The 1,553-nt window shown below is 68.1% G+C and carries 1 protein-coding gene and 2 pseudogenes; all 3 read left to right on the top strand.

Features of this window, described 5'->3' with window-relative positions:
* Positions 1-98 (top strand): annotated as a pseudogene (locus MTDSW087_RS31160) (ABC transporter ATP-binding protein); the annotation flags it as partial.
* Positions 99-182: 84 nt separating this feature from the next.
* Positions 183-1,385 (top strand): ABC transporter substrate-binding protein, encoded by a 1,203-nt coding sequence (locus MTDSW087_RS29800; protein ID WP_144769395.1) that lies wholly within the window; start codon positions 183-185, stop codon positions 1,383-1,385.
* 61 nt (positions 1,386-1,446) lie between these two features.
* Positions 1,447-1,553, top strand: a pseudogene (locus MTDSW087_RS29795) (branched-chain amino acid ABC transporter permease); the annotation flags it as partial.

Genomic DNA, 1,553 nt, shown 5'->3' with positions numbered 1-1,553 from the left:
GCCACTACGTCGTGGAGCAGGGCCGCGTCGTCGACATGATCGAGAACAGCCGCCTCGACGCCAACATCGACAAGCTCCACGCCTATCTCGGGGTCTGACCGGCCCCGGGCGAGCCGACAAGACGACGCGACGCGCACCCGCGGGGCCGGGCCGCGTCATCCGCTCAGAGAGGACACGAACACATGCTGCGATCCGTTCTGCTCGCGACCGCGCTCTCCGCCCTGACCCTGGCCGCGGCGCAGGCCCAGACGGCCGTGAAGATCGGCGTGCTCGGCGACCGCTCCGGCGTCTATTCCGACATCAGCGGCGAGGGCTCGGTGGTGGCCGCCCGCCTGGCGGTGGAGGACTTCGCCAAGATCGACCCGAGCGTGAAGGTCGAGCTCATCTCCGCCGACCACCAGAACAAGCCCGATGTCGGCGCCGCGCTCGCCCGGCAATGGTACGACCGCGACGGCGTCGACATGGTCATCGACGGCGTCACCTCCTCGGTGGCGCTGGCCATCAACCAGGTGACGCGCGAGAAGAACAAGGCCTTCATCGACACGGGCGCCGGCACCGCCGACCTCACCGGCCCGCAATGCACCCCCAACACCGTGCACTGGGTCTACGACACGATGGCGCTCGCCAACGGCACCGGCGGCGCCATGGTGAAGCGCGGCGGCGACACCTGGTTCTTCCTCACCGCGGACTACGTGTTCGGCCAGACCCTGCAGCGCGACACCAGCGCGGTCGTCACCAAGAACGGCGGCAAGGTGGTCGGCTCGGTCAAGACGCCGTTCCCCACCGCCGACTTCTCCTCCTTCCTGCTGCAGGCTCAAGGGTCGGGCGCCAAGGTGATCGGGCTGGCCAATGCCGGCGGCGACACCATCAACGCCATCAAGCAGGCCGGCGAGTTCGGCATCACCGAGGGCGGCCAGGCGCTCGCCGGCCTCCTCGTCTTCTCCTCCGACGTCTACTCGCTGGGCACCAAGGTGGCGCAAGGCCTCGTGCTGACCGAGCCCTTCTACTGGGACCTCAACGACGGCACCCGCGCCTTCTCGGACCGCTTCGCCAAGCAGATGAACGGCCGCAAGCCCACCGCCAACCATGCGGGCGTCTATGCCGGCATCCTGCACTACCTGAAGGCCGCCGCCGCCCTGAAGGACGTGAAGGACGGCGCCAAGACGGTGGCCAAGATGAAGGAGATCCCCACCGACGATCCGCTCTTCGGCAAGGGCACGATCCGCGTCGACGGCCGCAAGATCCACGACATGTACCTGTTCGAGGTCAAGAAGCCGGCCGAGTCGAAGGACCCGTGGGACCTCTACAAGACGCTGGCGACCATCCCCGGCAACGAGGTCTTCCGGCCCCTCAACGAGGGCGGCTGCCCGCTGGTGAAGGGCTGAACTTGACCGGCCGCGCCCTTGAGGGCGCGGCCTTCTCGAGACGCGACGGCTCAGGCGGACTATGACCACGATCTTCGGCGTACCGACCCAGGCGCTGTTCGGCCAGCTTCTGCTGGGGCTGATCAACGGCTCGTTCTACGCGATCCTGTCGCTCGGGCTGGCGATCAT

Origin of the sequence: Methylobacterium dankookense, assembly GCF_902141855.1 — a bacterium.
Taxonomy (GTDB): Bacteria; Pseudomonadota; Alphaproteobacteria; order Rhizobiales; family Beijerinckiaceae; genus Methylobacterium; species Methylobacterium dankookense.
The sequence above is the reverse complement of the archived record's forward strand: the minus strand, read 5'-3'. Positions and strand labels throughout refer to the sequence as shown.